Consider the following 23,528-nt stretch of genomic DNA (forward strand, 5'->3'; position numbering starts at 1 on the left):
TGAGCCAGAATAAGGGGACAGAGAGACGATGCGTTGAACACGCATCGGTGGGAGCCGATGAGCCTGGTGAGCAAGGACGATGAGAAGGCGCGCGTCGCCAACATCTTCGACGTCGCGCGGCTGGCCGGCGTCTCGCACCAGACGGTCTCCCGGGTGCTCAACGACCTTCCCAATGTGCGCCCCGCGACACGGGAACGTGTCGAGAACGCGATCAAGCAGCTCCGCTACCGGCCGTCACCCGCTGCGCGCGCCCTCGTCACCCGCCGCTCCCGGACGATCGGCCTGATCACAACAGGAGGACCGGACTATGGACCCTCGAGCACCGTCCTGCGGTTCAACGAGGCGGCGAGGGACGCCCGGTACGCGGTGAGCATGGCGAGCATGCTCGAGTCGGACCCGGAGTCGTTGCGTTCCGCCGTTGAGCTCCTCCTGCGGCAGAACGTCGAGGCGATCGTGCTGATCGCGGCGCACCGCAGCGCCCTCGAGGCCGTCAGGGGCATCGAACTCGGGGTGCCCCTCATCGCGGTGGAGTCGAGCGGCCGCGGCGGATTCCACCGGGTCGGCGTCGACAACTACCGCGGTGCGCGGATCGCCGTCACGCACCTCGCCGAACTCGGCCACACCAATATCGTGCACCTCGCCGGACCGGCCGACTCCGTCGACGCCATCGAACGAGCCAGGGGCTGGCGTGACGAACTGGGCGACCGCGGCCTCATCGCGAGGGAACCGCTGATCGGCGACTGGTCGCCGGCGAGCGGGTTCCGCCTCGGCATGGACCTGATCGAATCCGGCTCCTATGGCGACTTCACGGCCGTGTTCGCCGGCAACGACCAGATGGCACTCGGACTCATCCACGCCCTCGTCCGCAACGGACTCGCCGTGCCGGACCGCGTGAGCGTCATCGGGTTCGACGATATCCCCGAGGCCGCGTTCTTCTCCCCGACACTGACGACCATGCGCCAGGACTTCGACGAACTCGGCCGCAACATCCTGAGCACCCTCCTCGCCGTGCTCGAGGACGAGGAGGCGCCCGACCTGCCGAGCTCGGTCCCTGAACTCGTCGTCCGCGAGTCGACCGCCCCGCGCGCCTAGCCGCTCCCGGCGGCGACACGCCCGCGCATCCGTTCGTGGCGGTGGTTTCGTCTCGGGGTGAGCGCTCGTTGGCGCGCCGCGAGTCGCTACGCGCGCCCCGGGGAGGGGTGCGTTCGTGCGGGCTCCGGCATCCGTTCGTGGCGGTGGTTTCGTCTCGGGGTGAGCGCTCGTTGGCGCGCCGCGAGGCGCTACGCGCGCCGCGAGGCGTGATGCGCGCACCCGAGACGTGACGCGCGCCCCGAGGTGGCGGGTCCTCAACGGGGCGGATGCGGCGGCGACTGTCCACGACAGTCGCGGCAGCCGAGCGCGCCTGGGTGGTACCGCCGAAACTCGGGCGATGACAACTCGACTCGACACCCTCGCTGTTCGCTACGGTGAGCTGATTCCAACCGGGGCCCTCAATGCCACTGGCCTCAATTCCACGGCGATCGATGCGCTGCTCAGAGACGGCACGCTGGTGCGCATTCGGCGGGGGATGTTCGTCTGGGGAGCACTCTGGCGGGAGTCGGACCCGGACGACCGGTACCGGTTGTTCGTTCGGGCTACTGCCGCGTGCGCCATGCGACCCCTTGTTCTGTCGCACATCTCGGCAGCCGCGCTGCACGGCCTCCCGTACATCGGTCTGTGGCCACGCGAGGTGCATTCCCTCAATCCGGAAGCCACGGGTGGGAGCCATGCCCGCTTCCTGACGGCGCATCGCGGAGCGCCCGCGCCCGACGCTGTCGAGGTGGCCGGATGCACCGCGACATCGCTCGTCCGTACCCTCGTCGACGTCGCCGCAGGAACGAATTTTCTGACGGCCGTGGTCATGATCGACCACGCGCTCCGGGTGGAACAAGCGCGGGTCGCTGACGATTTGCGTCTCGGACGTGCGGGGGCTCGAGCGATCTCAAAAGATGACCTGCTCACCGAACTGGCGCTCGTGAATCCGCGGCGCGGCTATCGGCAGGCCGAGGTGGCGATCGACTTCGCCAATCCGCTCTCGGCCAATGGGGAGAGTCGCTCAGCCGGGTGCGCTTGTTCGAGCTGGGCTTCGTCGTGCCCGAGTTGCAGGTGTGTTTTCCGAACGTCCGTGGGCACGACTACTGGGTCGACTTCTACTGGCGTGCCGTGCGGAAGATCGGCGAATTCGACGGGCATCAGAAATACACCAGGGGGCGAATCCTGGCGGGACGCGATCCGGCTGAGGTCGTCGTGAAGGAGAAGACGCGTGAGGACGCGCTTCGGGACCGCTCAGACAGCTTCATGCGCTGGGACTGGAGCCTGGTCGAGTCTCCCCGGCGGTTCCACGAGTTTCTGATCGAACACGAGGTGCCGCGGGTGGCGACACGCCCGCGGTGAGTTATCCACAGAGGTGCGAATGCTGATTCTGCAGGATGTGGATAACCCGGCGATTTCCGCGGGAAAGCGGGCCTCCGAATGCGCCAGCCTGTTGACAACATCACGAATGTCGGTGGATAACTACATAATTGTAATTACCGCATGTAGTGGCCATTCCCATTGGGAGGCACTACATGTAGTATTGATCTCCAGCACAGCAACGCCGCAACACCCGTGACATCCCGCGTTTCGCAGGGCCGCATCGCACTTGCACAGTCGTACTGGCGCACTCACTTCTGAACCACTACTCTTCTGAACCACGAGAAAGGCCTTCCACATGGCAATCACGGTTTACACCAAGCCCTCCTGCGTGCAGTGCACAGCCACCTACCGGGCCCTCGACAACAAGGGCATCGAGTACGAAGTGCTCGACCTCTCCGTCGACGAGAACGCCCTCGAGGCCGTCAAAGCACTCGGCTACCTGCAGGCGCCCGTCGTCATCACCGACGAGGACCACTGGTCCGGCTTCCGCCCGGACAAGATCAACGAACTCGCCGCACGTCTCGCCTGAGCGGTCTGCGCTACGGGACTGAAGCACGCGGTTCGAGAGTGAGGCCGGCATCCAATGGCTGAGATCGTCTATTTCTCCAGCACCTCGGGGAACACCCAGAGGTTCGTGGAGAAACTCGGCCGGCCTGCCGCACGCATCCCGTTGTACGCGCGCGACGAGCCGCTCCGGGCGACGGAGCCCTATGTGCTCGTCGTGCCGACCTATGGCGGCGGCGAGGCCAGGGGAGCTGTGCCGAAGCAGGTCATCCGCTTCCTGAACGACGAACACAACCGTTCGCTCATCCGCGGCGTGATCGGCGCGGGCAACATGAACTTCGGCACGGCATTCTGCATCGCGGGGGACATCATCGCGGCAAAGTGCAACGTGCCGCATATGTATCGATTTGAAGTATTGGGAACTCCGGATGATGTGCGCATCGTTCACGACGGATTGGAATCATTTTGGAAGCAACAGCCGTGAAAGTAGCCCCGCACGCGCAGGTCGCGCTGGCGATGGACTATCACTCCCTCAATGCCATGCTCAACCTCTATGGGCCGAACGGGGAAATCCAGTTCGATAAGGACAGGGAGGCGGCCCGGGAGTTCTTCCTGCAGCACGTCAACCAGAACACGGTGTTCTTCCACTCCCTCCGGGAACGCCTCGACTACCTGGTCGAGAAGGAATACTACGAGCAGGCCGTGCTCGACCAGTACTCCTTCGAATTCATCACGAGGCTCAACGACCTCGCGTACTCGAAGAAGTTCCGCTTCCAGACCTTCCTCGGTGCGTTCAAGTACTACACGTCGTACACGCTCAAGACCTTCGACGGCAACCGGTACCTCGAGCGTTTCGAAGACCGCGTCGTCATGACCGCACTCGGCCTCGCCCAGGGCGACGAGAAGCTCGCGACCGGCCTCGTCGAGGAGATCATCGCCGGCCGTTTCCAGCCCGCAACGCCGACGTTCCTGAACTCGGGCAAGGCGCAGCGCGGCGAACTCGTCTCCTGCTTCCTGCTCCGCATCGAAGACAACATGGAGTCGATCGCCCGCGGCATCAACTCCTCGCTCCAGCTCTCCAAGCGCGGCGGCGGCGTCGCGCTGCTGCTCAGCAACATCCGTGAGTCCGGCGCCCCGATCAAGCAGATCGAGAACCAGTCGAGCGGCATCATCCCCGTGATGAAGCTCCTCGAAGACTCCTTCAGCTACGCGAACCAGCTCGGCGCCCGCCAGGGTGCCGGCGCCGTGTACCTGCACGCGCACCACCCCGACATCATGCGCTTCCTCGACACCAAGCGTGAGAACGCCGACGAGAAGGTGCGGATCAAGACCCTGTCGCTCGGCGTCGTTATCCCCGACATCACCTTCGAGCTCGCCAAGAAGGACGAGGACATGTACCTGTTCTCGCCCTACGACGTCGAGCGCGTCTACGGTGTGCCCTTCGCCGACATCTCCGTGAGCGAGAAGTACCACGAGATGGTCGACGACCCGCGGATCAAGAAGTCCAAGATGAAGGCGCGCGACTTTTTCCAGACCCTCGCGGAGATCCAGTTCGAGTCCGGCTACCCGTACATCATGTTCGAGGACACCGTCAACGCGGCGAACCCGATCAAGGGCCGCATCAACATGTCGAACCTGTGCTCGGAGATCCTCCAGGTCAACACACCGACCACGTACAACGAAGACCTGTCCTACGACACCATCGGCAAGGACATCTCCTGCAACCTCGGGTCGATGAACATCGCCCTGTCGATGGACTCGCCGGACTTCGGCAAGACCGTCGAAACCGCGATCCGTGGCCTCAACTCGGTCTCCGAGCAGAGCCACATCGCCTCGGTTCGTTCGATCGAAGACGGCAACGACAAGTCGCACGCGATCGGCCTCGGCCAGATGAACCTGCACGGCTACCTCGCCCGCGAGCGGGTGTACTACGGCAGCGAAGAAGCGATCGACTTCACGAACATCTACTTCTACACGGTGCTGTTCCACGCCCTCCGCGCCTCGAACACCCTCGCCATCGAACGCGGCCACGCGTTCGCCGGCTTCGAGGACTCGACGTATGCCTCCGGCGCATTCTTCGACAAGTACACCGACCAGGCGTGGGTCCCGTCCACCGCCCGCGGCGCCGAGCTGTTCGAGAAGGCCGGGGTGCGCATCCCGACCCAGGCCGACTGGGCCGAGCTGAAGGCATCCGTCATCGAACACGGCATCTACAACCAGAACCTGCAGGCCGTGCCGCCGACCGGGTCGATCTCCTACATCAACAACTCGACCTCGTCGATCCACCCGATCGCCTCGAAGATCGAGATCCGCAAGGAAGGCAAGCTCGGACGCGTCTACTACCCGGCCCCGTTCATGACGAATGACAACCTGGACTTCTACCAGGACGCCTACGAGATCGGCGCGGAGAAGATCATCGACACCTACGCCGCGGCAACGCAGCACGTCGACCAGGGTCTCTCGCTCACGCTCTTCTTCAAGGACACCGCGACGACCCGCGACATCAACAAGGCGCAGATCTACGCGTGGCGTAAGGGCATCAAGACCATCTACTACATCCGTCTCCGCCAGATGGCCCTCGAGGGGACCGAGGTCGACGGCTGCGTCTCGTGCATGCTCTAGGCACAGCACCCGCTTCATCTACTGTGGATGCTGTAATCACAGTGCACGCTGACTCGTCCGATACCGGCCGAAGACTGAGACAGGCCGAAAAAGGAACACGAAATGATTGACAAGCTCAAGCTCATCTCGCATGTCGATGCGATCAACTGGAACAAGATCGAAGATGAGAAAGACGTCGACGTCTGGAACCGGCTGACCAACAACTTCTGGCTGCCGGAGAAGATCCCGCTGTCGAACGACGTGCAGTCCTGGAACCAGCTCACCCCGGTCGAGCAACAGCTCACCCTGCGCGTGTTCACCGGCCTGACCCTGCTCGACACGATCCAGGGCACCGTCGGCGCAGTCTCGCTGATCCCCGACTCGATCACCCCGCACGAAGAGGCCGTCTACACGAACATCGCGTTCATGGAGTCCGTGCACGCCAAGAGCTACTCGTCGATCTTCTCCACCCTGAGCAATACCAAGGACATCGACGAGGCGTTCCGCTGGTCGACGGAGAACGTCAACCTGCAGCGCAAGGCCTCGATCGTGATGGACTACTACCAGGGCGACGACCCGCTCAAGCGCAAGGTCGCCTCGGTGCTGCTCGAGTCGTTCCTGTTCTACTCGGGCTTCTACCTGCCGATGTGGTTCTCCAGCCGCGCCCGCCTGACCAACACGGCCGACCTCATCCGCCTGATCATCCGTGACGAAGCGGTGCACGGCTACTACATCGGCTACAAGTTCCAGAAGGGCCTCGAGGCGGCGACGCAGGAGCGTCGCGACGAGATCAAGGACTACGCGTTCAACCTCGTCTTCGAGCTCTACGAGAACGAGGTGCAGTACACCCAGGACCTCTACGACACCGTCGGCCTGACCGAGGACGTCAAGAAGTTCCTGCACTACAACGCCAACAAGGCCCTGATGAACCTCGGCTACGAGGCCATCTTCCCCAAGGAGGTGTGCGACGTGAACCCGGCGATCCTGTCCGCGCTCTCGCCGAACGCCGACGAGAACCACGACTTCTTCTCCGGGTCGGGCTCCTCGTACGTGATCGGCAAGGCCGTCAACACGGAAGACGCCGACTGGGACTTCTAGCCCTGGTGTTGTTTCGCGATTTAGTTGGCCATTTCGCAAATTAGTTGGCCATTTTCGCATCTGACTTGGCCACGTGGGGCAGCGATGCTCCTTCAGCTAATTGCTTTCCCGATTTGAAGGGGCGCTGCGAATGGCGAACGTAAAGCGACCTCTACCTATTGAATTGTGCACGGGTTGGCCGGAGAATCCTTCGGACAACCCGAGCGCAGAGGTTGTGCGTCAGTTCGCCCTGAACGTTCGAGATGCAATCGGCGACAACAGCGCGCGGTCCGTTGCCACAGAATGCGGGCTCAGTCACGTAACGGTTCTGAATGCGCTCAACGGCAAGAGTTGGCCGGACGCATGGACCATCACACACCTCGAGCGCGGGCTGAACGCTGAGCTCTGGCCGCATGCTGCAATCAGAGCGGAGATGACATGAAACATCCCTACCGAATCGCGAGGCAAGCGCACTTAGGCGATTTCCTCGACGAACTCCGAACCGCAGGCTTAATCGCCTGGGTCTGGAGCTACCCTGGCTCCAGCGGGGAGTACACAATCACCGAGAACGGCAAGCAGCCACGGCTGTACGGAACGAGAGAAGCCGAGCTGTTGGCCGAGCGTTACGCCGCGCGGGCGGCGACGGTTTGGTTTCCCGTGCCACACCCAGGTGGGCGGGACCAGCTGACCGAAACGCAGAAACGCATGGAAGCTGCACGCCACGAGATTGCCCACGCCAGCGGTGACGATGAGTAGCTCGTCGCGCGTGGGCGCTCCAAGATAGAGCGCCGCGTACGCAGCGCCATGACGCATGTGACCCAACTTTGCTTCACACAGAGGGCCACCGACGGCGTTGTCTGTAGGTGCAAGTAGGGTGGCAAAAGACCGCTCAGGGACACTGAAGCGGGATTTTATTTTGAAATCAGGGGGAAAAGTTGACGAGGAATACGCTCGCCGAAGCTGCGTTGGAACGACCAACGATTTCGATTTACCAGAATTCTGAACATATAGCCGGTCTCGTGCAGCAGTTGCTGGACTCCCCGCTTGTCACCTCGACCATTGAGGAGACACATAGCGATTCGTCGAAGACTAAGTCGGGCGACGCTGATGCGACGTTGACGGCAGACGCTACGGCGAAATTCCCGTTGGTCGGCAAGGCTACTGTTGCGGGCGATATCACTCTGGCCGGCTCCCTCGCAAAGGCCGTCAGCACTGGCTCACGGTCCACGCAGTCGTTTGTGTACTCGCAGGCCTTCTACCTGAACGTTGTTCGCCGTGCGTTGAAGGAGAAAGGCTTACTGCGCACCCTTAGTTCCGTTGCTGACGCCGAGTCAATTGAGGGTGGCGAGTTCGTGGAGTATCAAGCCACTTTCAGGCCATCAGAACTTGTGACAATCATGGATGTTGTTACCCCCGAACTCGTCTCCCAGATCGCGAAGTTCATCGTCAAGAAAAAGAGCTTGCCCTCTTCAATGACTATGGCGACCTGGAGAAGGTACGAATTGCTGCCCTGAAGATGGAGCATACTGGGACGGCGCAGGGGGACCTCTGGGGAGACGTTACGAGAGCAGTTCAAGCTGACTTTCGACGGGACAAGACCCGCGAATACTACGGACTCGTGGGGAGCGATGACGACACGTTCACTGCAGTCACTATCTGCGACAACCCTCATTTCGTCGTAGACGATGAAGACAGGATTCTCGACGGCGTGTTCACTGTTCTCGGGAAGGCAATTTCCCCGGCCGAAGAGAATGTTCCGGTTCTTCAGAGAAACAAGCTTCTCCGCAACGTGAACCCTGACGGTGTTGACGCTCTGATTGCCGGCATGAAGGCGACCCTCAGCTCACAAAGCCCAGCAAAGTTCGGCGGCACCACCGTTGACGCATTGCTCAATCCAGAACTCACTTCCCGTATCGCAGGGAAGTCCATTCGAATCATCCCGCTAGCGATTTACGCGTAGACAGCAGCCAAGCGAAGTCCATTGAAGGGCGGTCAATTGTTCCCTCGTCACCGACTCGGTTCTACTCACACTTAGCAGGGCTCATAGCAATGGATAAGTAACCAAGAATCGGTATGCTCGCTGCATGACCACGTCTAAGGAGAAGTCGCACTGGCTGGCTATCCACTACGAAGAACGCACTTGGCACAAGGTGCAGGACGAGTACGGCTCACGCACCCAAAATCGCCTGGCCTCAGGCCCATACCTTGCGTCGGTGCCCGCGTTCATCGCTGATCTCCAGTTGCCGCTCGACACCGAGCTGCAAGCCCTGACCGAAGAGGCCGTGAGTGAGCTGGCTCGGTTCGATGCGGAAGTCGGTCACCTCACAGCACCATTCGCGGCCGTTCTCCTTCGCGCCGAGAGCGCTGCCAGCTCAGAGATTGAGCACCTGACCAGCGACGCACGGGAGATAGCCCTGGCGGAACTCGGTGAGCGGGCCTCAGAGGATGCGCAGCTCATCGCCGACAACGTCCGAGCTATGCAAGTGGCTCTGGCCATGGCCGAGTCGATCGACGGCATCGCCATCCTGGAGATGCACCGCGCACTCCTCGAGCACAGCAACCCGCGCATCGTCGGGCATTGGCGTGACCAGCAGGTTTGGATCGGAGTCAATAGCGTGGGGCCGCACTTCGCACAGTTCGTCCCACCACATCACGATCGGGTCCCTGCGCTCATGGACGACCTCGTTGCCTTCGCCAACCGCGTCGACCTTCCCGTGCTCGCTCAGACGGCGATCGCTCACGCCCAATTCGAGACCATCCACCCATTCCCCGACGGCAACGGGAGAGTCGGTCGCTCTCTCATTCAGGCGATGCTGCGCGGGGGCGAACTCACGCGGAACGTGGTTGTTCCGGTCTCCGCGGGGCTGCTCCGTGACACCGGTCGATATTTTGATGCCCTGAGCGCGTACCGGTCCGGAGACGTCACCCCGATAGTCCGTTCCATCGCGGAAGCATCGTTCGCAGCGGTGCACAACGGTCGCATCCTCGTGGCTGACCTGGAAAACGTGCAGGCGGAATGGCGCGGGCGCATCCGCGCGCGACAGGACTCAGCAGCCCACCGGCTCGTGGGCATTCTGCTGCGCCAACCCGTGCTCGGCGCAGCGGCAGCCGCGGCTCAGCTGGGCATCTCGACCGTCAACGCTCAGGTCGCCATCGACCGTCTCGTGGACGCCGGCGTCCTGACTCAGATCACAGACGGGCGACGGAACCGGATTTGGCTCGCGCCGGACGTCATCCGGGTCCTCGACGAGTTCGCTCCCCGAGCGAAGCGGCGCCGATAGTCCGGCGAGGAGCGCACGTACACGACGGCGGAGGTCGACGAGGAGCTAAGACTGGATTTTTGACAGACAAAGTGCCCCACAACAACTAAAATTGACAGTTACACCTGTCAAACCGAGAGGAGCAACCATGGTCACCGGACGTTCACACGTACGCACGCGTCTGCTCACGGAGCTCGGCTCGAACATCTCCCGTTGGCGGACACTCCAGGGCCTCAGCGCCACGGTACTGGCCGAGCGTGCCCACATCACCCGGGATACCCTTCGAGCTATCGAGACCGGCACAGGGGCTCCCCGCATCGACTCGCTGCTCGCGGTGCTCTTATCGCTTCACATGGCCAACACCGTCGTTGCGAGTACCGACCCCTGGAACTCGCTAGCGGGACGAGCGTTGATGGACGAACTGATCGGCACGCCAAACGAGCGGCGGTGGATGACCGAACCACCCGATGGGCCGATCCCGATCGCACGCCGCGACGACCGCTAGACGTCCGAATTCATTCCTCATCTGAACACCGAGCCAGGCCAAGGAGGCCGTCATGAGCGCATCGGCTGCTGATAACAGCGCCGCGTCCAAGGCTCGCCAGCGTGCTGTCGAGGACGCTGTGCATAGCGGCGAGATGGAAGGCCTCAGCGTTGGCGACGAGTTCACTGCAGACGCCGCTGAGTACGCCCGTGGCACCATAAGCCTTACTGAGCTAGGCCGCCGAGTCCGCGCGCGCAATGGCGTTGCCTGAGCCCGCTGAGGTGTTCGTCGACCCGTATGTAGACCCGGCGACGGGGATACTGCGCAACCGGGTCAGCGCCACGGCACAGGTCATCCTCGATGCACACGAAGCCGAGCTCACAGCGCTTGCTGCGATCGAGCTAGCAGAGCACCCGATTAAGCCAACAGGCGATCTTCGCCAGCTGCGAGCTATCCACAAGCGGCTACTTCATGACGTCTACGACTGGGCGGGGAGCTACGCACTGTCGATCTGCGCAAAGGTGGCAGCCCAGCTGCAGAGTTCTTCATGCCGGTCTCGCGCCTCGAGTCCGGCGCCGGGTTCGCCTTTCAGGAGCTCGCCGAAGAACACTTTCTCCGAGGCTTAGAACCAGAGCAGTTCGCGAGGCGTATCGCGCATCACTACGACCAGGTGAATTACCTGCACCCGTTCCGCGAAGGCAATGGGCGGGCGCAACGGATCTTCTGGACGCAGATTGCCCAGCGGGCCGGCTACGAGCTGGACTGGCGCGGCATAACCGGCGCAGCGAACGACCAAGCATCGAGGGAAGCGATGGAGAAGCAGGATCTCGATGGGCTTCGGGAAATATTCCGCGCGATCGTGAAACCACTAGGTGCGACCAAGTAGTTCCAGAAGAGCCGTATCAGTTGGCAGCGACTCAGCCGGCATTGACGAAAGCGCGGGCCGCCGCCATCACGTCACGAACTCGGCCCTCGGCGATTACCTCTGCCGGCGCCGCGTCTCTGAGCTGGGTGTTCATGCCGATAAACCAGGCCCGTACGACCTCGTCGGAGTCGACCTCGGCCAGCAGCTCGACGATCTCGAAGGTGTCGCGCAACAACTGCTGGGCGTGCATGGTCGGCTTCGCCTCGCCTGCGAACCATCGCGAGACTTGCCGCGGGGTCTTCCCCGTGATGACCGCGACGACATCCCGCCCCAGGACCTTCTGAAGGCGCGCCACGATCGACGGTAACGCCAACGCAACGGATTCCTTGTGCGCCGAGCGCCGCAGCGGGCGCATTGCTGAGTCTGTCATCCACTTAGCGTACAAAGCAGTCAGCCCAAGAGACAGGGTGAGGTCACCAGATACGACATTATGTGTCGATACGAGCAGTGACACGGCGTTCTCCGCTTTATCGCTCGAAGGCGGCAGGACATCTTCACTGTGATTACTGGGGCGGCAGATACTAACGAATAGCCCGCGTATTCCTGCGGCTCTGCCACCCGAAACGATAAAATCATCATGATCCGATGGGGGCCAACGATGACCGAGAGCCCACCCGACTCCTCCGGGTTGCGAAGCAGGAAATGATGAGCGAAACCACGAATTACGGAACCGTCGGCGGGGAAGACATTACCGATGCGGTGATCAATTGCCTCGTGCAAAATGCCGAGGCGGGCTTTCCCGGCGTCACTCCCCGCCGAGCCACGGGACGGCCTGCACATCAAGAGATGAGGCCCAGCATGTCGCAAGCGAATCCCGCAGCCGGGCGCTGACTGCTTGAAGGGATCAGCTCACGAAACGGAATAAATAACACGCTAAGACTGGCTGGCGCGTGAGCTGCGGGTTTTCTCGGAATCCGTCTATGAGGACTGATGTGAGAATCTCGTTTCGAGAAGTACTTTCGAGAACGGGACTTCTTTGATTTTCCGTGTAGTGCGGTCACCCAACTTGATCTTCTTTTTTCCTCGTTTTCGAGAACAAGGCCAAGAAGTAATGAAACGAACAAGTATGTCCGCAAGGGGAACCCTCAAGAGCGGCCGTTGCGGTTGCGTTACACTTTGAGATTGTTTCGGTCGACGCTAATGCCGTCGATCTGCTCCAGCTCTCGCGCCAACTGGAGCTGCCAGTTATTGGTTTCTCGATCGATGTACACGAGGCCGCTCAGATCTGATGGCAATTCAACGTTTCCTTCGGTAATGGCGATGACCTTGCCGCGTTCGAGGCGTCCGAAGAAGTATCCGAGTTCAAACACGACGTTCTGTCGCGCGCGCGGCTTTGATTCGCTGGCTCCTGCCTTGGAACCTTGATCGTCCGGTGTCAGAAGCACAATGGCCGCGGCGGCCCTGGCTGCGTGTGTCTCGAACTTCTCAAGAACGGTCTGGCCTTCGTTGGCTTGCTCATGCAGGATCGTTGGCTCTATTCCAGTCAGCTGCTGGACGACTCGGGTGACATGGTACTTCGCTGCGTCGTCGTGGCCGTGAACGATGAAGATCGTCGGAACTGTGGGGATTACCGCAGGCACTGTCGCTCCGTTCATTTCGGGCTTGACTGCCGCCTCAAGTCTTCTGCCCTCGATTGTGCTGATGACCTCAAGATAGTTGTGCGCGTCCTGCAGGTCTCGGTAGGGGCGAAGTCTCGAACCGCGTAAGCTCGTGACCCACTTCGTATCCACTTCCGAAAAGCTGAACGGGCAGTTGTACTCATGGTTGAGGATCTGGCTCGTCACCGTATCGGAGAGTGCCGTCGGTTTCTCGCGCGTCGATTTTGATAGCCAGCTAGAGGTGAACTTGTCCAGCTGCACCAGCTCCGCCGTAGCTTTGGTCGGGTCCGGTGTCAAGCCCTTCTCCCAGTCGGCCAGCATCGCCACGACGCTAACGATGGCTTCAGCCACTTTCGGATTGATCTGCTCAACTTCGGTGAGTCGGATAATGCCTGCAAGGCTCAAACCGACAGTCGAGTCCGCAGTCGGTTCCTCATGAAAGTCCGAGTCCCAGACGAGGCCGTAGCGGCGACCATCGTTGGTCGCCGGGCCAATCTTTGGAAGCGACCGGTAAATCTCAAGGCAGGAAGAAGAGTCGATCTCAGGTGCTTCACGGTCGAGCATTCGCTCGACGTAGTCCCACGTCGGCCAATTCCCATACCCGCCAGGTCCCTGGCGTGAAATCTCATCCCAGATGATCCTGAGCAGCTTGATTTGGAGCGGCGTGAGTTCATCATCAAGCGCCGTGGCGTGGCGCGGTGGTTTTCCGATGTCCATAATTGAGCCCTCCGCCTTCTGAGTCAATCTTCGATGCCAGGACGGGAACATGGTTGATGCCACTCCGACGTGCCTCCGCAGCGCGGACGAACCACGCAAACGAGTGCATCTCGACCAGATCGGGTGCGCGTAAGCCGCGGACACAGATTCAGCCGCCAGACCCTCGAGCCAGGGAGCGCAGTTGGCGTCGCATTTGGGAACCCTCACCGGGATTGCGTCGAGTCCGGTGCGCCGGCGAGTTGGCCTTTGGGATCGGTGATTCTCGAAGGGAGCACCGGCCCGGAGGGTTCTAGAGTTTGGTCATTTGGCGCAGGGCCCGGATGTGGGATTTATACGCCGTTCGGCCGTCCCTCGTCAGTGCCACCCACGTCCAGGCGCGTCCGCCGGATGTCCGTTTGAAGACGCGCACATAGCCTGCCTCTCTGAGAGTGGCGAGATGCTTGCTCAGTGACGAGTCGCTGATTCGCAACGAATCGCGGAGAGCAGAAAACTCCGCCTCCACCACCTCAGACAAGAAAGCGCAGATCGCCAATCGACGGGTGGGATGAATGGTCTCGTTGAGTTCGGCTGTCCCAGCCACGATCGTCATCTCCTCATCGAGGACGACAACGTTCGTTCGAATACCCATCCGCTTGCCACCAACAGCACGCAGACGACCGCGCCGGCAACCCAGGCAACCCACGTGACACCGAGCTTGATGACGAAATACCAGCCTGCTGCCAAAGTCGCAAGGCTGAGTATCGCGAACACGACGGCATAGCCCGTAGCACGGCCGTGACCGAATTCCGTTGTCCGGGTGCCCGTCACGGCTCGTCGCGCAATCTCCAGAAGAGTAGTAGAAACAACCATCGCCAGCACGGCAATGCTTCGGCCAATTCCTTCGGCTAACAGCACGGCAACGGCCGCCGCACCGATAACGACTCCGTCCGCCGGGTAGTACCACCACGGCGACCGAGAGCGTCGCACAGCCACCCGACGTGACGCGTCAGCGACCGCCAGCGCTTCCTCGGCAAGGCGTTCATTTTCCATACAGGAAAGTGAACATCCGAATCGACGGCATGTCAACCCGTTCGGGAGTCCCAAGCTGCACGACGGCCAAAAGGACCTGACCCGCGCACCGCAAGCCGAACGTTAAACGTTCTCTATCAACCAACGCAGGGCATCGCCCCCGAGATCCCGATCTGAGAAGATTTCCCCAGTGATGCCCGCTGCGACTGCAGCCGTTGTTGGCCCTGCCCAGACCTTTCTCAGACCGGCACGGACGGCCACCCGCGCAGAGGCAGGATTATTGGAGAGTACACGGGCGGTGATGGCAGCCGAGTCATTCTGTGCTCTGACGGCAGCGACCGCAGCAAGGGCGATTTCCGTCGCGAAACCTCGCCCCCACGTCGCCGGGGAGAGGCGGTACCCGAGGTTCCAGACGAGCGCTGGAGTCATGTTCACGCCGCCCGTACCTATGAACGTGCCAGCTCTCAGCGCATCGTCCGACCCCGGGTCGCCCACGCGAACCGCCCATTGACCAATGTCATGTTCTCGCCGGCTCTTGATGGCGTCGTCGACGATCCTTCTGGACTGCTCTCGAGTGTTGTGACGACCCACGGGCAAGTGCAACCACGTGTCGGGATCGCTGTAGACGCCAAAAACTGAGTCGAGATCGTCAGGAGTCAGAGGTGAGAATGCAAGGCGAGCGTCCTGCGCTAAATCTAAATTCGTCATCGAGACCATTGTTCCCAATCGCACCGACACTGAGCTGCGGGCTGTCCGCAAGCCGGACGGTCAGCGCGACGAATTTGCGGCCTTCCCGTCCGATGGCATCGCGTGCTGATGCTGTGTCAGTAGGGAACCTCTTGCGGGACGGTTCCACGGTGGTGTGATCGGTCTTTCTCAGAACAGCAGACGTTTCTGCACCCCGGAGTTGGATATGAAGGGGTATTGCTCTAGACCGCGAATCGAACGGGTTACCGCAACGATTGCAACTGCGTGTCGTACTTCGTTGTTTCGCCCTCAGTCCAGACTTCGACGAAATAGGTGAGGTGGAGCTTTGTCCCGTCCCATTGCATCGCGTGAGCGAATTGTCGCGATTCCGTGTGGACGCCCGGACTGTCCATAGTTTGTGTCCAGCCGTTCGCTGCCAGTGCCTGCGAGTAGAAGGCGAGGACCTCGCGCTGCTGGTGCGTTGTCGTCCCGGATATACCGGTCGTGGCCACGTCGCCGCCATCGAGCCCGAATTGAACCCGTCCCGGGACATTGTTGATCCGGACATCGGTGCTGCCCGGGTAGGTCAATGCGGCTTCGGGTTGTTTGGCCAGGCTGTCGATGGATTGTCCAGGCACGCAGCCAGTCAGAAGCATGCAGATGCTGGCGGCGGCGACCGCGCTCAGGAACCCAGATGATCTTCGCATCGGTCTCCTGGTCTGCTGCGTCGCGTTCGTCACTGGATTACCGCAACGATTCAAGGTGAGTTTCGTACTTCGTTGTTTCACCCTCAGCCGTGACGGCGACGGCATACGTGAGGTGGAGCTTCGCGTTGTCCCACTGCATCACGTGAGCGGGTTGTCCCGACGCCGTCTCGGCGTACGGACTATCACTGGTTTGTGTCCAGCCGTTCGCTGCCAGTGCTTGCGAGTAAAAGGCGAGGACCTCGCGTTGCGTGTGCGTTGTCGTCCCGGATATTCCGGTGACGGCCACGTCGCCGCCATCGAGGCCGAATTGAACCCGTCCCCGGTCATTGTTGATCCGGACATCGGTGCTGCCAGGGTAGGTCAATGCGGCTTCGGGTTGCTTGGCCAGACTGTCGATGGATTGCCCGGGCACGCAGCCAGTCAGCAAGAGCAAACACATGCTGGCTGCGGTCACCACGCTCAGAAACCGAGATGCTCTGCGCACGTTTTTCCCTGTCACTTCGGATCATCGAGGTAAACGCTGCGGCCTGTTTGCCCGTTGATATTGACGGTCACGTACGTTGAACCCGGAGGCGCCGGCTTCAACGCGAGGTCGTAATACACAGGGAGGTACGGGGACCCGGCTTGGATAGTCACTGACACGTAGCCCCACCCGTCTCTCCCGCTGATGACGATGGGGTCCGCGCTGCTTGATCCTATGGATCCTGTGGCAAATGTTGACTCCGTGGGAAATCCGAATTGTGGGTAGGTCCGGCGGTAGTAATCCAGGAGCGCGGAGGGACTGCCTGGAGCGGCGAAGACGGTCGCGACCCCGGCGTCCTTCGCTATATTCGGTTCGGAGCTTCCGAGGTACTCGGCTCGGTCGAGCAGATCACCACCGGGTGGAGGATCGTTGAGGATGGGAACGACCCGAATCTGTGAAACTGTTTTCCCCGCGTCGGGCGCGTTGAACGAGCATCCCGCCACCCCGAGCACCACGGCCACGCCGACACCGAACACGACGCCTAACCTCACGCAACCACGCATGCTCAGGCCCCCGCTCGAGTGACGATTCATCCTGTGATCTCAGTTCCCGATGCTCTCACGCAGACCCGTAGCGTTCACGCAGCGAACGACGATCGCGGCGCACGATCCACAGCCGCAGCTACTTTCTAGCAGTGCACCAGGAACTCAAACCAGCCCCCAAGAAAGGGCAACCGATTCAAAACATCGCAAATGCGGATCGCCACCCAGAACAAGAGAACCGCTCAAATCTCCGCCCTCCTCAACGACCCATCTCATATAGGCGTAAGAGGGACGGTCAGCGCGACGAATTTGCGGCCTTCCCGTCCGATGGCATCGCGTGCTGATGCTGTGTCAGTAGGGAACCTTGAGTGACGCGCACGGAGCATGAATTGCGGAGGCAGGAGGTTGCCCAACTGGGGTGCCACGGAGGGGTAGCTGTTGAGACGGGCGAGTGGCTAGAGTCCGATCACGGAGTAGTGGCGTTCGATTCCCGCGGTGGCGTGACCCCACTCGCTGCTGGCGACACGTTCCTGGTGGGCTTCAAAGGCGGATGCCTGCTCGAAGCGCTCTTCGACCTGCCACACCAGGGGATTGCTCGTCCGGGTGACGTTGAACGAAAGGCATCCCGGTTCGGCGCGGGTGAGGGCAAGGTGCAGTTGTAGGTGTTCCCGGACAGTTCCCGCTTGGTCTTGGGTGAGGCAAACAAGCTGCCCGCTGAGGGACACCTCGCCGCCGACTAGCTTCTTCTTCATCTTGAAATTGGTCAGCTGCACGCCGGCCGTCATCGAGTGCTGTTCTGCCTCGACGGTGAATCCGGAGCGCTCAAAGACGGGGCGGGCTGTAATGCTGACGTCAGCTGTCAGCTCCGTCAGATGCTCCTGGCTCGCTCGGGCCTCCGCATGGCCGATCAGTTGCCGTGCCACCCCGCGTCCTAGGTAGCGAGGAGCGACGAACATCATGTCGATATATCCCTCAGAGTCCACGTCGGAGAAACCCGCCGGCACACCATGCACGGTCGCCACGTAACTGTTCCGTGCCTGCATCGCCGTATGCCAAGTGGATAGCTCGCGTGCTTCTGGCCGAGCCCACGCCTGAATCTGTTCCGGTGAGTAGTCGGCGGCAGCGGTCTCGGTCACTGCGGCAAGGAAGATCGCTAACGTGTCTGCGGCATCCGCGTGACCATACGGTCGAATGACAACGACCGGCCTGTCGGTAATTGTGTTCAGTTCCACAGAATCAGCATCCCACGGCGATCGTTCATGACCGTGCGGCACTTTCGGCGACCGGTCGTAGACAACGGTTCTCGTTTGCTTCCCAATTCCGGCAAGCTGGAGCTATGCGAATCTCCCACCTGACTTCGGCAGACACGGAGGCCGTCATTTCACTCTGGCACCAAGTAGGACTGACCCGACCTTGGAATCCGTCCGAGCGGGACCTGCAGCGCGCCCTCGACGGCCGTACTTCCACGGTCTTTGGAGGTTTCATCGATGAGCGGTTGGTTGGCACCGTGATGGTCGGGGAAGACGGTCACCGTGGTTGGATCTACTACCTCGCCGTGGATGAGAGTCAGCGCGGAACCGGGCTGGGGCGACAGTTGATGACGGTTGCCGAAGATTGGCTTCGCCAACGAGGCGCCGTGAAGGTTCAACTTATGGTCCGCTCAGCCAACGAGGCAGTGCTGGGCTTCTACGACCACCTCGGCTACGAAGACGCCGACGTCCAGGTGCGATCGAAATGGTTGGTGTAGCGAGCATCCCGCAGACCGAACCCCAAGCGGACATCCGCGATTTCGCTCCGACAGAGGTTCAAAGCGTGTCCATCGCCAGCGCTGATGGGTGTGCAGCTCAGCGAAGTGAGCGCAGGTAGCGTCTGCGCGCGATGCGTTGGGCGATGAGCAGCAACGGGTAGAGGGCTCGCCAGGGCTGTTGTGGCGCGGGGCGCGTGAGTGAGCGCACGGTTAGACGCACCTCGTCGCCGTGTCGGTGCACGATGAACGCTTCTTCGCCGCTGACGGGGGCCCCGGCATGGTCCGGTACGCGAAGCCGACCCGGTCGAGCTCCTTGACGACGGCCACGACCTCCACCGGCTCAACGACGGTTACCTTGAGTAGACGTGCGGTGACGACGACGCGATCGCCCTGCGAAACCGGGCTGGTCGAGTCGACCGCAAACCCGCTTGCCGTTTTCACCCGCCATCGGAGTACGTCCCGGGCGACGCGCTCCCAGACAGAGTCACCACGTCCCACGACCGCCGATACCTCCGAGCGACGGTATCCCCGGTCGCTCGAGGGCCAGTCGCGAAGCTCAGGGCTGGTCATGCGTCACGTCCTTCACCCCGTCCAACGGGCTCTTGACCGGTGCCTCGCTCGTGCAAGTGTCCGCGACGTCGCGAACGCGAGCCACTGATTCGCAGATCGCTCCAGCTGAAGCCCTCCGAATCGGGCAACGCGTCGCGGATTTGTGCGTCGTTGAAGGCGAGATGTGGACGGAGATCGTCCGGTAGCTCCGCAGCCGGAAGAGCAGCGTCCGTGACGCCTTCGGCCAGCATTCTCGCTTGGGCTTTCGCCAGAAGCGGCACCGTCATCGCCCATTCTGTGAACTGCGCCAGGACATAGTGGAACGCGACTGGCAAACGTACGATGACCAGGCGGCGGTTGAGAACTCGGGCAACTCGACGAGCGGCTTCGCTCAGCAGCAGGGTCTCGCCGCCGCGGACGGCGACGGTTTGATCTGTCAGGCGAGCGTCGAGCGCGGCGACCAGAATGTCAACAAGCTCACCAACCGGGACGGGGCTGATCGACTTCTCCCGAAGTCCAACAGAGGCGAAGATCGGGATCGTCTGGATTGTGCGGCTGAGGTGATCGACGAGGTGGTCGCCGCGGCCGTAGATCATTCCCGCTTTCAGAATCGTGTAGTCCAACCCTGAAGAACGAATCATCTCCTCGGCCGCCCATTTTGACTCGTGGTACGGCGAACCGGATCCTGGGCGGGCGCGCAAGAAGCTGAGCATCACGATCTTGCGGACGCCCGCGCGTCGTGCCGCTTCGATCACCGCGGCCGTGCCTTGCACGTGGACACGGTTGAAGGTCTGCTCACCTATTTCACGGTTGATGCCTGCGCAATGAGCCACCACGTCGCAGCCCTCAAACGCCCGTGTCAGCGCATCCACATCATCGACGGGCGTGCCAGAGCGGCGAGACACGACTGACACGTCGGACGCCGCGAATCGTTCCGCGAGGTGGCTGCCGACGAATCCGGTTCCACCAGTAATGGCTACTCTCATAGTCTGACTATGGCGTACCCCGCAGCTACTCGTTACAACCTTGTCCGTCCCACTCGCACAATGCGCTTGGCCCACCCCCTTCCGAAGCCCTCCCAAAAGACGGACGGCTATCGACGCGGTTCTTGAGCAATTCGGCCGCAGCGATCAATCTGCCCTTCATGAATGAACTATTGATTGGCTACGCACGCGTATCCACAAACGAACAAGACCTGACCGCTCAACAGAACGCCCTTGAACGGCTCGGAGTCAGGCCAGCTCTCATCTACACAGATCACGGCCTGACCGGCACCAACCGTGCTCGCCCCGGCCTTCGAGAGGCTCTCGCCGCGTGCCGCGGCGGTGACACGCTAGTCGTTGCCAAGCTCGACCGGCTGGCGCGTTCCCTTCGAGACGCCAAAGACATCATCGACGAGCTCACCGCCAAGGATGTGAAACTCAGCATCGGAGGATCTGTTCACGATCCCAACGATCCTGTCGGGCGGCTCCTCTTCAATGTGCTCGCAATGGTTGCCGAGTTCGAGTCAGATCTCATCCGAGCCCGAACCCGTGAAGGCATGCAGGTAGCGAAAGCGAAAGGGCGACTGCGCGGAAAACCACCCAAGCTCTCAAACGCACAGCAACGGCACCTGATGGAAATTCACGATGCTGGAACGCACTCCACCGCAGAAATCGCCGAACTCTTCAACGTCGCCCGCTCGACGGTCTACCGAACCATCCAACGACAATTGGCACCAAAACACTGAACGCAACTATCGACGTTCCCGTTGCACCGAGACCAAGTCCTGCAACGGGAATGCCTTGCGGGCGATTATTCGTGAACGTCAGCTTCGGCTGTTCCGAGTTTGCTCACGGGTCGGATCATCGCCAGGCGCGGCCAGGATTCCAGCCCTCGCGCGGCTTCTGTCTCCATTCGAGCGCCCATAGCCGAGCCCCAGTCACGTGGCAAGAAAACACGGAAGCCGAGGCGCTCATAGTATGGCGCGTTCCACGGAACGTCTCGGAATGTGGTCAGCGTCACAGCGGGGAGTCCGCGTTCACGTGCCCAAGAGTCAGCCACGACAATCAGTTGCGCTCCGATTCCGCGACGTGCATGCTCCGGGTGGACCGTGACCTGCTCAATATGGGCAGCTCCGTCCACCTGCTCCAGGAGCAAGTAGGCGACGATTACACCGTCGACGAGCCACACAAACGCTCCATGGTCCGCGACGAAGCGTTGGAAATCCTGCCTGCTGATCGGTTGATCATCGGCGACTATCGCCATGTTGATGTTGCGGAACGACTCTCCGGCGGCTCGCTCGATCTCGGTGATCCGGAAGTGGTCCTCGAGACTGGAAAGACGTCGCACCTTTCGATTCTCCCATTCCCGCTCAGGACCTACTCGCACAGGAACCCTCACTGCTGATTGACCTCCTGTCGTGCTTCCCACGAAGCAGTCTGTAATCGCGAGCCCCACGCCGATTGTGTCTTGCCTATTGTATTTTCTGGGTGAGACAATGGGGCATACACAAAGGAGCGTGCATTGTGGAACTACTTAGTGACCTCATGGAAAATCTGAGCCAATCAACGTGGCTGGCGTCCGGCGGCCTCGTTGTCCTTTCGATTGCCATCCTTACGTGCGCGAGACTGGGTGGTCCCCGAAAACTGGTGGTTAGGCGACTCGTTTCGTCGATTGGCCTTCCCGTTGACGAAAGAGCAGACCAAGCGGTTAGCGCCGCACAAGGTCGACGTGCCGTCGGCATCGCGATAGGTGGCGTGGTCGGCACGGTCTCGGCAACCTGGTTCGTGTGGCTCGTGGGCGCTGATCGCGACGGGCCGGCGCCTCTCTTCCTGATCGGAGCATATGCCGTCGCGGCCTCACTCGGTCGCGCGGTGGCGTCGATTTCGGGGGAAGCGAAGAAACTGGGCGGGACCGACCATGTTGCCCACGTCCGGTTCAGGAATCTCAGCGACTATATCCCCGGTTGGGAAAGGGTTGCCGCCCGCACAATGGTGGGAGTGGCCATCGCCACCCTCAGCTTTGAAATGGCGCTGCCATGGATCGCTACCGACGATTTGGGGCAAGTCTTTCCCGAAACGTTCAGCGTGGCAGCGACGGCAACTCTTCTGGCCGTTGTGGCGCTGATCGGATTCGAGGTCGGGGGCAGACTGATTCTGCGAGTTCGACAGAGTCAAGGATCAGAATTGGGTTTGGCGTGGGATGACCTGCTGCGTTCGTTCGCAGTCCGCGACCTGGCCACCGCTGCGTTTCTATTGGGAACCTTTGGAGTCTTCTTCGCTGTTCAGGAGGTTCTGATGGCCATGAACCCCATAGACCCGCCGTTCATTGCGTCTGCTGCGGGCTTCAATCTGGTGGGCACATTCGTGGTCATCGCCGCCGCGTTGGAGTCTCTGCTGCCACGACCTCGGCAGCACATCCTCCGTCGCCGGTACCCTGACCTGGTCAGCGTCGGTGCCCAATGATTCTCCGAATTGATGCAGCGTCTCCGACACCGCCGTTCGAGCAACTCCGGCTACAGATACTCACCATGATAAACACTGGTGCTCTCGTCCCCGGAACGCGTCTGCCCACCGTTCGGGCCCTTGCCGCGGACCTTCGTCTGGCACCGAACACAGTCGCCCGGGCATACAAAGAACTTGAAGAAGCTGAATTGCTGCAGACCAGGGGCCGAGCTGGCACCTTTGTCAAAGCTGGTACAGACACGGCGGCCCATCACGCGGTCAAAGCCGCGCGCGACTACGCGGACCTGATGCGGAAGCTTGGGGTTACAGGCCAAGAAGCCATTTCCTACATCAACGCCGCCGTGCAGAACTCCGGCCTGAGCGAGACAATAGACTCCCGGCCGATCCCCATAGGCGATGAGGCCACCCCCGAAATCTAACAATCGGGTAAACCGGGCAAGTCCAGAGCCATTTCTAATGGTTAGTAGCTGGCCTGGGGCTGGCTGGCCGGGAGCGCCGATGCTGTGTCACATGGGAACCCTCAAAAGCAATCCTTCGCAGTCATTCCGTGAGTACCCCTTCGGATTGGCCATTGACGGGTGCGTAGGGTGAGGTCATGCGAAATGAACGAGGGTTGTTCCCTTGGTGGGTCACACGAGTGTTCTTTTCCCTCGGCGCTATGTCGATCTTCTCTTTTGTTTTCCAGGTGCTTCTTCGATCAGCAAGTCCCTATTCTTGGGTCCTGATTCCGGTCGGTCTTGCTCTTATCGCGGTGTCTGT

The 23,528-nt window shown here is 61.2% G+C and carries 29 protein-coding genes and 1 pseudogene; 18 read left to right on the forward strand and 12 right to left on the reverse strand.

Features of this window, described 5'->3' with window-relative positions:
- The first annotated feature begins 57 nt into the window (after positions 1–57).
- The 13 genes from RGU41_RS18615 (at position 58) to RGU41_RS18675 (ending at position 11,266) form a co-directional block, all read left to right on the forward strand.
- A complete protein-coding gene (locus RGU41_RS18615; RefSeq protein ID WP_322137055.1) occupies positions 58–1,092 on the forward strand; it encodes a LacI family DNA-binding transcriptional regulator in 1,035 nt (344 codons plus the stop codon).
- Positions 1,093–2,103: 1,011 nt separating this feature from the next.
- Positions 2,104–2,433 carry a hypothetical protein gene (locus tag RGU41_RS18620; protein WP_322137056.1) on the forward strand — a complete coding sequence of 110 codons (330 nt, stop codon included), beginning with the start codon at positions 2,104–2,106 and terminating at the stop codon, positions 2,431–2,433.
- A 316-nt stretch (positions 2,434–2,749) separates the two neighbouring features.
- The gene (gene nrdH / locus RGU41_RS18625) at positions 2,750–2,983 is read left to right on the forward strand and encodes a glutaredoxin-like protein NrdH (protein ID WP_134446781.1); all 234 of its coding nucleotides are present in this window, start codon (positions 2,750–2,752) and stop codon (positions 2,981–2,983) included.
- Positions 2,984–3,037: 54 nt separating this feature from the next.
- Positions 3,038–3,442 (forward strand): class Ib ribonucleoside-diphosphate reductase assembly flavoprotein NrdI, encoded by a 405-nt coding sequence (gene nrdI / locus RGU41_RS18630; RefSeq protein ID WP_134446783.1) that lies wholly within the window; start codon positions 3,038–3,040, stop codon positions 3,440–3,442.
- Positions 3,443–3,474: 32 nt separating this feature from the next.
- Positions 3,475–5,580 carry a class 1b ribonucleoside-diphosphate reductase subunit alpha gene (gene nrdE / locus RGU41_RS18635; protein WP_322137397.1) on the forward strand — a complete coding sequence of 702 codons (2,106 nt, stop codon included), beginning with the start codon at positions 3,475–3,477 and terminating at the stop codon, positions 5,578–5,580.
- A gap of 102 nt (positions 5,581–5,682) precedes the next feature.
- The gene (nrdF, locus tag RGU41_RS18640; protein WP_134446785.1) at positions 5,683–6,657 is read left to right on the forward strand and encodes a class 1b ribonucleoside-diphosphate reductase subunit beta; all 975 of its coding nucleotides are present in this window, start codon (positions 5,683–5,685) and stop codon (positions 6,655–6,657) included.
- A gap of 417 nt (positions 6,658–7,074) precedes the next feature.
- The gene (locus RGU41_RS18645; RefSeq protein WP_322137057.1) at positions 7,075–7,392 is read left to right on the forward strand and encodes a hypothetical protein; all 318 of its coding nucleotides are present in this window, start codon (positions 7,075–7,077) and stop codon (positions 7,390–7,392) included.
- Positions 7,393–7,571: 179 nt separating this feature from the next.
- Positions 7,572–8,150 carry a hypothetical protein gene (locus tag RGU41_RS18650; RefSeq protein WP_322137058.1) on the forward strand — a complete coding sequence of 193 codons (579 nt, stop codon included), beginning with the start codon at positions 7,572–7,574 and terminating at the stop codon, positions 8,148–8,150.
- A 104-nt stretch (positions 8,151–8,254) separates the two neighbouring features.
- On the forward strand, positions 8,255–8,596 hold the full coding sequence (locus RGU41_RS18655; protein ID WP_322137059.1) for a hypothetical protein: 342 nt from the start codon (positions 8,255–8,257) through the stop codon (positions 8,594–8,596).
- Positions 8,597–8,720: 124 nt separating this feature from the next.
- On the forward strand, positions 8,721–9,917 hold the full coding sequence (locus RGU41_RS18660; protein WP_322137060.1) for a Fic family protein: 1,197 nt from the start codon (positions 8,721–8,723) through the stop codon (positions 9,915–9,917).
- A 127-nt stretch (positions 9,918–10,044) separates the two neighbouring features.
- A complete protein-coding gene (locus tag RGU41_RS18665; protein WP_322137061.1) occupies positions 10,045–10,401 on the forward strand; it encodes a helix-turn-helix transcriptional regulator in 357 nt (118 codons plus the stop codon).
- Between the two features lie 52 nt (positions 10,402–10,453).
- Positions 10,454–10,651 (forward strand): hypothetical protein, encoded by a 198-nt coding sequence (locus RGU41_RS18670; protein ID WP_322137062.1) that lies wholly within the window; start codon positions 10,454–10,456, stop codon positions 10,649–10,651.
- A 276-nt stretch (positions 10,652–10,927) separates the two neighbouring features.
- Positions 10,928–11,266 carry a Fic/DOC family protein gene (locus tag RGU41_RS18675; RefSeq protein WP_322137063.1) on the forward strand — a complete coding sequence of 113 codons (339 nt, stop codon included), beginning with the start codon at positions 10,928–10,930 and terminating at the stop codon, positions 11,264–11,266.
- Positions 11,267–11,297: 31 nt separating this feature from the next.
- On the opposite strand, the gene RGU41_RS18680 is transcribed toward RGU41_RS18675, so the two are convergent.
- The 9 genes from RGU41_RS18680 to RGU41_RS18720 all read right to left on the reverse strand — a co-directional run bounded on the left by RGU41_RS18680 (position 11,298) and on the right by RGU41_RS18720 (position 18,259).
- Entirely contained in the window at positions 11,298–11,675 is a 378-nt protein-coding gene (locus tag RGU41_RS18680) for a hypothetical protein (RefSeq protein ID WP_322137064.1), read from the reverse strand.
- Positions 11,676–12,414: 739 nt separating this feature from the next.
- Entirely contained in the window at positions 12,415–13,620 is a 1,206-nt protein-coding gene (locus RGU41_RS18685) for a nucleotide-binding protein (RefSeq protein WP_322137065.1), read from the reverse strand.
- 289 nt (positions 13,621–13,909) lie between these two features.
- Positions 13,910–14,209 carry a transcriptional regulator gene (locus tag RGU41_RS18690; RefSeq protein ID WP_322137066.1) on the reverse strand — a complete coding sequence of 100 codons (300 nt, stop codon included), beginning with the start codon at positions 14,207–14,209 and terminating at the stop codon, positions 13,910–13,912.
- Entirely contained in the window at positions 14,206–14,649 is a 444-nt protein-coding gene (locus RGU41_RS18695) for a hypothetical protein (RefSeq protein ID WP_322137067.1), read from the reverse strand. The genes RGU41_RS18690 and RGU41_RS18695 overlap by 4 nt, the downstream gene beginning before the upstream one ends.
- Before the next feature lie 102 nt (positions 14,650–14,751).
- Positions 14,752–15,336, reverse strand: coding sequence for a GNAT family N-acetyltransferase (locus RGU41_RS18700; protein WP_322137068.1), 585 nt, complete (start codon positions 15,334–15,336; stop codon positions 14,752–14,754).
- Positions 15,337–15,578: 242 nt separating this feature from the next.
- Entirely contained in the window at positions 15,579–15,971 is a 393-nt protein-coding gene (locus tag RGU41_RS18705) for a hypothetical protein (RefSeq protein WP_322137069.1), read from the reverse strand.
- An 88-nt stretch (positions 15,972–16,059) separates the two neighbouring features.
- Positions 16,060–16,479 (reverse strand): hypothetical protein, encoded by a 420-nt coding sequence (locus RGU41_RS18710; RefSeq protein ID WP_322137070.1) that lies wholly within the window; start codon positions 16,477–16,479, stop codon positions 16,060–16,062.
- Between the two features lie 38 nt (positions 16,480–16,517).
- Positions 16,518–17,021, reverse strand: a complete 504-nt coding sequence (locus tag RGU41_RS18715) for a hypothetical protein (protein WP_322137071.1) — start codon at positions 17,019–17,021, stop codon at positions 16,518–16,520.
- Positions 17,022–17,482: 461 nt separating this feature from the next.
- On the reverse strand, positions 17,483–18,259 hold the full coding sequence (locus RGU41_RS18720) for a GNAT family N-acetyltransferase (protein WP_322137072.1): 777 nt from the start codon (positions 18,257–18,259) through the stop codon (positions 17,483–17,485).
- 104 nt (positions 18,260–18,363) lie between these two features.
- On the opposite strand from RGU41_RS18720, the gene RGU41_RS18725 reads away from it, so the two are divergent.
- Positions 18,364–18,774: a GNAT family acetyltransferase gene (locus tag RGU41_RS18725; protein WP_322137073.1), complete on the forward strand. Its 411-nt coding sequence runs from the start codon at positions 18,364–18,366 to the stop codon at positions 18,772–18,774.
- A 97-nt stretch (positions 18,775–18,871) separates the two neighbouring features.
- On the opposite strand, the pseudogene RGU41_RS18735 reads toward RGU41_RS18725, so the two are convergent.
- Both RGU41_RS18735 and RGU41_RS18740 read right to left on the reverse strand, forming a co-directional pair.
- Positions 18,872–19,344, reverse strand: a pseudogene (locus tag RGU41_RS18735) (DUF1990 family protein).
- On the reverse strand, positions 19,341–20,309 hold the full coding sequence (locus tag RGU41_RS18740) for an NAD(P)H-binding protein (RefSeq protein WP_322137076.1): 969 nt from the start codon (positions 20,307–20,309) through the stop codon (positions 19,341–19,343). Before RGU41_RS18740 ends, RGU41_RS18735 begins: the two are co-directional and overlap by 4 nt.
- A 158-nt stretch (positions 20,310–20,467) precedes the next feature.
- Here RGU41_RS18740 and RGU41_RS18745 point away from each other — a divergent pair, with 158 nt between their 5' ends.
- A complete protein-coding gene (locus tag RGU41_RS18745; RefSeq protein ID WP_322137398.1) occupies positions 20,468–21,052 on the forward strand; it encodes a recombinase family protein in 585 nt (194 codons plus the stop codon).
- A 65-nt stretch (positions 21,053–21,117) separates the two neighbouring features.
- Here the strand turns inward: RGU41_RS18745 and RGU41_RS18750 are convergent, their stop codons facing one another.
- Complete coding sequence (locus RGU41_RS18750) at positions 21,118–21,495, reverse strand: GNAT family N-acetyltransferase (protein WP_322137399.1); 378 nt, start codon at positions 21,493–21,495, stop codon at positions 21,118–21,120.
- Here RGU41_RS18750 and RGU41_RS18755 point away from each other — a divergent pair.
- The 3 genes from RGU41_RS18755 to RGU41_RS18765 all read left to right on the forward strand — a co-directional run bounded on the left by RGU41_RS18755 (position 21,400) and on the right by RGU41_RS18765 (position 23,188).
- Positions 21,400–21,711: a hypothetical protein gene (locus RGU41_RS18755; RefSeq protein WP_322137425.1), complete on the forward strand. Its 312-nt coding sequence runs from the start codon at positions 21,400–21,402 to the stop codon at positions 21,709–21,711. The two genes, RGU41_RS18750 and RGU41_RS18755, sit on opposite strands and share 96 nt — an antisense overlap.
- Positions 21,712–22,061: 350 nt before the next feature.
- Positions 22,062–22,769, forward strand: a complete 708-nt coding sequence (locus tag RGU41_RS18760; RefSeq protein WP_322137077.1) for a hypothetical protein — start codon at positions 22,062–22,064, stop codon at positions 22,767–22,769.
- Positions 22,766–23,188 (forward strand): GntR family transcriptional regulator, encoded by a 423-nt coding sequence (locus RGU41_RS18765; protein ID WP_322137078.1) that lies wholly within the window; start codon positions 22,766–22,768, stop codon positions 23,186–23,188. Before RGU41_RS18760 ends, RGU41_RS18765 begins: the two co-directional genes overlap by 4 nt.
- Positions 23,189–23,528: the final 340 nt, after the last annotated feature.

The sequence above is a fragment of the Cryobacterium sp. 10C3 genome (assembly GCF_034314285.1).
GTDB lineage: Bacteria > Actinomycetota > Actinomycetes > Actinomycetales > Microbacteriaceae > Cryobacterium > Cryobacterium glucosi.

What these genes read in the sequence shown, in the direction of transcription:
- RGU41_RS18680 (WP_322137064.1), bottom strand. Translation starts at nt 11,675, where the DNA reads ATGACAGACTCAGCAATGCGCCCGCTGCGGCGCTCGGCGCACAAGGAA.
- RGU41_RS18660 (WP_322137060.1), top strand. Translation starts at nt 8,721, where the DNA reads ATGACCACGTCTAAGGAGAAGTCGCACTGGCTGGCTATCCACTACGAA.
- RGU41_RS18665 (WP_322137061.1), top strand. Translation starts at nt 10,045, where the DNA reads ATGGTCACCGGACGTTCACACGTACGCACGCGTCTGCTCACGGAGCTC.
- RGU41_RS18765 (WP_322137078.1), top strand. Translation starts at nt 22,766, where the DNA reads ATGATTCTCCGAATTGATGCAGCGTCTCCGACACCGCCGTTCGAGCAA.
- RGU41_RS18700 (WP_322137068.1), bottom strand. Translation starts at nt 15,336, where the DNA reads ATGACGAATTTAGATTTAGCGCAGGACGCTCGCCTTGCATTCTCACCT.
- RGU41_RS18645 (WP_322137057.1), top strand. Translation starts at nt 7,075, where the DNA reads ATGAAACATCCCTACCGAATCGCGAGGCAAGCGCACTTAGGCGATTTC.
- RGU41_RS18755 (WP_322137425.1), top strand. Translation starts at nt 21,400, where the DNA reads ATGCTCCGGGTGGACCGTGACCTGCTCAATATGGGCAGCTCCGTCCAC.
- RGU41_RS18695 (WP_322137067.1), bottom strand. Translation starts at nt 14,649, where the DNA reads ATGGAAAATGAACGCCTTGCCGAGGAAGCGCTGGCGGTCGCTGACGCG.
- RGU41_RS18675 (WP_322137063.1), top strand. Translation starts at nt 10,928, where the DNA reads ATGCCGGTCTCGCGCCTCGAGTCCGGCGCCGGGTTCGCCTTTCAGGAG.
- nrdF (WP_134446785.1), top strand. Translation starts at nt 5,683, where the DNA reads ATGATTGACAAGCTCAAGCTCATCTCGCATGTCGATGCGATCAACTGG.
- RGU41_RS18745 (WP_322137398.1), top strand. Translation starts at nt 20,468, where the DNA reads ATGAATGAACTATTGATTGGCTACGCACGCGTATCCACAAACGAACAA.
- nrdE (WP_322137397.1), top strand. Translation starts at nt 3,475, where the DNA reads ATGGACTATCACTCCCTCAATGCCATGCTCAACCTCTATGGGCCGAAC.
- nrdI (WP_134446783.1), top strand. Translation starts at nt 3,038, where the DNA reads ATGGCTGAGATCGTCTATTTCTCCAGCACCTCGGGGAACACCCAGAGG.
- RGU41_RS18685 (WP_322137065.1), bottom strand. Translation starts at nt 13,620, where the DNA reads ATGGACATCGGAAAACCACCGCGCCACGCCACGGCGCTTGATGATGAA.
- RGU41_RS18615 (WP_322137055.1), top strand. Translation starts at nt 58, where the DNA reads ATGAGCCTGGTGAGCAAGGACGATGAGAAGGCGCGCGTCGCCAACATC.
- RGU41_RS18670 (WP_322137062.1), top strand. Translation starts at nt 10,454, where the DNA reads ATGAGCGCATCGGCTGCTGATAACAGCGCCGCGTCCAAGGCTCGCCAG.
- RGU41_RS18725 (WP_322137073.1), top strand. Translation starts at nt 18,364, where the DNA reads ATGCGAATCTCCCACCTGACTTCGGCAGACACGGAGGCCGTCATTTCA.
- RGU41_RS18740 (WP_322137076.1), bottom strand. Translation starts at nt 20,309, where the DNA reads ATGAGAGTAGCCATTACTGGTGGAACCGGATTCGTCGGCAGCCACCTC.
- RGU41_RS18690 (WP_322137066.1), bottom strand. Translation starts at nt 14,209, where the DNA reads ATGACGATCGTGGCTGGGACAGCCGAACTCAACGAGACCATTCATCCC.
- nrdH (WP_134446781.1), top strand. Translation starts at nt 2,750, where the DNA reads ATGGCAATCACGGTTTACACCAAGCCCTCCTGCGTGCAGTGCACAGCC.
- RGU41_RS18705 (WP_322137069.1), bottom strand. Translation starts at nt 15,971, where the DNA reads ATGCTTCTGACTGGCTGCGTGCCTGGACAATCCATCGACAGCCTGGCC.